The 3,630-nt window shown below is 76.6% G+C and carries 5 protein-coding genes; 2 read left to right on the top strand and 3 right to left on the bottom strand.

Annotated elements, in window-relative coordinates:
- The first annotated feature begins 188 nt into the window (after positions 1–188).
- Positions 189–800 (top strand): S-4TM family putative pore-forming effector, encoded by a 612-nt coding sequence (locus C6N75_RS22600; RefSeq protein ID WP_146132641.1) that lies wholly within the window; start codon positions 189–191, stop codon positions 798–800.
- A gap of 36 nt (positions 801–836) precedes the next feature.
- On the opposite strand, the gene C6N75_RS30880 is transcribed toward C6N75_RS22600, so the two are convergent.
- Positions 837–1,982, bottom strand: coding sequence for an S-4TM family putative pore-forming effector (locus tag C6N75_RS30880; protein WP_181160577.1), 1,146 nt, complete (start codon positions 1,980–1,982; stop codon positions 837–839).
- A 149-nt stretch (positions 1,983–2,131) separates the two neighbouring features.
- Positions 2,132–2,545 carry an organic hydroperoxide resistance protein gene (locus C6N75_RS22590; protein ID WP_105870730.1) on the bottom strand — a complete coding sequence of 138 codons (414 nt, stop codon included), beginning with the start codon at positions 2,543–2,545 and terminating at the stop codon, positions 2,132–2,134.
- Positions 2,546–2,654: 109 nt separating this feature from the next.
- Between C6N75_RS22590 and C6N75_RS22585 the strand changes: the two genes are divergently transcribed.
- Entirely contained in the window at positions 2,655–3,152 is a 498-nt protein-coding gene (locus C6N75_RS22585) for a MarR family winged helix-turn-helix transcriptional regulator (protein ID WP_105870729.1), read from the top strand.
- 26 nt (positions 3,153–3,178) lie between these two features.
- Here C6N75_RS22585 and C6N75_RS22580 read toward each other — a convergent pair.
- On the bottom strand, positions 3,179–3,630 hold a 452-nt coding region (locus C6N75_RS22580), incomplete at its 5' end, for a carboxyl transferase domain-containing protein (RefSeq protein ID WP_322888070.1).

Below are 3,630 nucleotides of genomic sequence, written 5' to 3'. Positions count from 1 at the left end.
GTCCCGCGCCGGCCTCCGCCGCTTCCTCGCCCGTTCCCGTCCCGGATACGTCGGTCATCTCGCCCCCTCCGCCGCAGGGCGCGGGGGGCGCCGCGGCGGAGGGGGCGAGATGACCGACGTATCCGGGACGGGAACGGGCGAGGAAGCGGCGGAGGCCGGCGCGGGACGGTGTGTTCGGGCCCGGTGACGTGCCCAGGCAGGCGGTGGAGGGGCTGCGGCGCGTCCTCGACGCGGAGGTCCGGGCCGGCGGGCCGCTGGCGGTCAAGGCGGTCAAGGCGCGGTTCCGGTTGGTGCACTGGCTGGTCGCGGACGGGCGGCCGGACGAGGCTTTGGCCGTGCTGGCGGAGCTGCTCGACCGGCAGCGGGAGGCGCTCCCGGCCGGCGCGGACGCGCTGCTCGACACCCGCCTGCGGGTGGGGGACGTGCGGCTGCTCGCCGGTGACGCCCGGGGCGCGGTGGACGACTTCCGCGCCGCGCTGGCCGAAGTGCCCGACGGGGCCGGGCCCGCGGCGTCCCGCAAGGCACTGGCGATCCGGCGCAGGGTGGCGCACGCCCTGGAGGCGGCCCGCGACCCGGCCGGCTCGGCGGACGCCTGGGACCAGCTCGCCGACGCCCTGGAGACGGCGGAGCCCGGCAAGGCCGCCGCCGCGCGGCAGCACGTGCAGGTGCAGGACGTCCTGCTGCAAACCCGCTTGGCGCACGTCCGCGTCCCCGGCTGGTTCTTCAACCGCTTCCACGGCACCGACCGGGCCGACTTCGTGGCGGCGCTGGCCGACCTGCACCGGCGCACCGGCGCGTAGCCGCACACCGGCCGCCGCCTCCTGACCGGCGGCCTGTCAGGAGGCGGCGGCCGCCCGGAGCCGGCCCTGGACGTCCGCGGGGACCTCGACGCCCCGGCCGAAGGGGTCGGCCCGGTCGGTGCGCTCCAGCAGTGCGACCACCCGGCGGGCCGTCTCCGTGCCGCGGGTGTCCCGCGGGCGCGCGGTCAGCCACTGGTCGACGCGCACCGCCAGCTCGCGCTGGTGGTTGATCGCCAGCCTGGACCCCGCCCCGTCCGGCCCGGTGAGCAGCCGTACGGCGGTGGGCAGCGATCCGCGCACGGCGTTGTCCCGCCCGCCCGGCGACGCGCCGAGCCAGCGCACCAGGTCGTCGACCATCCGCCGGGACAGCGCCAGCAGCTCCAGGTGGCGCTGCGGGCGCGAGCCGTCCGCCACGTAGGCGTCGATGCGCGCGGACAGTTCACGCTGGGCGCGCTCCCGGGCGGCGACCGTGTCGCGCTGGGCCCGGAAGGTGTCCACGCCGAGCAGCAGCAGGCCCAGGGACGGGACGAACCAGGACGTCAGCACGGCGGACACGCTCATCGTCGTCGTCACCCCCACCACCACGCCGGCCAGGCACCACAGGACCAGCCCCCACTGGACGGCGGCGCCGTACCGGCGGCGCACCCGGGTCCCCCAGGCCAGGTTCTGGAGCTGGCAGGCGAGGACGTCCAGCGGCTGGGGCAGCGCGTCGATCTCGTAGTAGTCGCGCAGCTTCGCCTCGTCCCCGCGGTAGCGGCGGGCGAGCCGGTTGACCTCGTGCGGCTCGGGCGGCTCGCCGGCGATCGCCGCGTTCCACGGCAGCCCGAAGAGCTGGGTGTCGAAGAGCTCCTGGGTCACCGCCGCCCGCCGGAACGCGCTCTTGGCCCACTCGCCGGCCCACAGCCCGTAGACCAGGGCCCAGCCCAGGCCGACCAGGCTGATCGGGGTGCCGCGGCCGGCGCCAGGACGGCCAGGATGGCCCCGGACGCCAGCAGGGCGGACGCGGCCAGGTGCACCGTCGCGGAAGTGCTGCGCCTGCCGGTGCCGGCCGTGCGCCGCCCGCAGCAGCGTGATCATGTCCGGGTCGTTCTGGCGGCTGGGGATGTCCCGCGCCCGGGCCGGCGCCTGGGCCTGCCCCGGCACCACCGCCCCCGGCGCCGCCGCCTGCTCCTGCTCCTGCACGTATGGCCCCCCCGGGGTCCGGTCCCGCCCTGCTGTCCATTGCTGTCCATCCCGCCTCCCGCCTGCTCCCCCGGGGTGACGGCGAACGCCCCGCGCCCCAGGGAAGGGGTGCGGGGCGCTGAGGAGCGCGGGGCCTGCGGGCGGGCGTATTACTCGACGACCAGCTCCACCGGGATGTTGCCGCGGGTCGCCTTGGAGTACGGGCAGGTGGCGTGCGCCTTCTCCAGAAGGGCCTGGCCGGCGTCGCCCTGGAGGTGGTCGGGCAGCTCGGCGCGCAGGACGACCGCGAGGCCGAAGCCGCCGTCGGCGTCCTTGCCGAGGGAGACCTCGGCGGTGATGGAGACGTCGGAGACGTCGGTCCTGCTCTGCCGGGCGACCAGGCCGAGGGCGCTGGCGAAGCAGGCCGCGTAGCCGGCGGCGAAGAGCTGCTCGGGGTTGGTGCCCTGGTCGTCGCCGCCCATGGCCTTGGGGAAGCCGAGCGGGAGGTCGATCTGCCCGTCGGAGCTGACGGCGCGGCCCTCGCGGCCGTTGGCGGTGGCGACTGCGGTGTACAGGGCGTCCATGATCGGTCGGTCCTTCCTCGGGGGGTGGGTACGCCATCATGTATAGCGGGCTATTAAATTGTGCGCAACTCAATAGCCCGCGTCGGAGCCGCCCGGTATCCTCGGAGCCATGGAGACCGTCGACACCGTGCCCGCCGAGGACGTCCTCCGGCTCGACCACCAGATCTGCTTCTCGCTGCACGCGGCCGCCCGCGCCTTCAACGGCGTGTACCGCACGGCCCTGAAGGAGCTGGGCCTGACCTATCCGCAGTACCTGGTGCTGCTGGTCCTCTGGGAGCACGGCGAGCTGCCGGTCAAGCGGATCGGCGAACGCCTGCGGCTGGACTCCGGCACGCTCTCCCCGCTGCTCAAGCGGCTGGAGGCGGCCGGGTACGTGGAGCGCCGGCGCAGTGCGCGGGACGAGCGGTCGGTCACCGTGCGGCCCACCGCCGAGGGCGCGGCGCTGCGCGAGCGGGCCGTGGACGTGCCCCGGCGGATCGCCGCGGCGACCGGGATGGAGCCGGCGGAGGTCATGGAGCTGCGGGCCGGGCTGGACCGGTTGACCGACGCCCTGGACGCCGCCGAACTGGGCCTCGCGGCGCGGGAGTGCGCCACCGAGGACGGGTGACGGACTCCCGCGACGCCGCCCCCTGGCTACACGATCCCCCGGACCACGCCCAGCTCCAGCAGGTCCTGCGGGCGCAGCCGAAGCTGGTCGGCGGTGGCCGCGGTCTGCTCCGGCTGGCGCTTGAGGATCGCCGCCGCGAGCTCGGGGGCGATGACCGAGAAGTAGCTGTCCCGGGCCGCCCAGGTGCCGCCGGGCGCGGCCAGGGCCAGCGCCCCGCCCGAGCCGCCCTCGCCGATCAGCAGGGTGGTCACCGGCGCGCGCGCCTCCGCGATCGCCGTGAACGCCGCGGCGATGGCCGCGCCCGCGCCCGCCCGCTCCGCCGCGGCGCCGTTGGCCGCGCCCGGGGTGTCGACCAGGGTCAGCACGGGCAGGGCCAGCACGTCGGCGAGCCTGACCACCCGGGCGGCGGTGCGGTAGCCGGCCGGCGTGGTCGCCGTGCCGCACTGGGCGACGTACACCACCGCCCGCCCGTCCGCCC

The organism is Streptomyces solincola (genome assembly GCF_002982015.1).
Classification (GTDB): domain Bacteria; phylum Actinomycetota; class Actinomycetes; order Streptomycetales; family Streptomycetaceae; genus Streptomyces; species Streptomyces solincola.
This window is presented reverse-complemented; position numbering and strand designations above follow the sequence as displayed.

What these genes read in the sequence shown, in the direction of transcription:
- C6N75_RS22590 (WP_105870730.1), bottom strand. Translation starts at nt 2,545, where the DNA reads ATGGACGCCCTGTACACCGCAGTCGCCACCGCCAACGGCCGCGAGGGC.
- C6N75_RS22585 (WP_105870729.1), top strand. Translation starts at nt 2,655, where the DNA reads ATGGAGACCGTCGACACCGTGCCCGCCGAGGACGTCCTCCGGCTCGAC.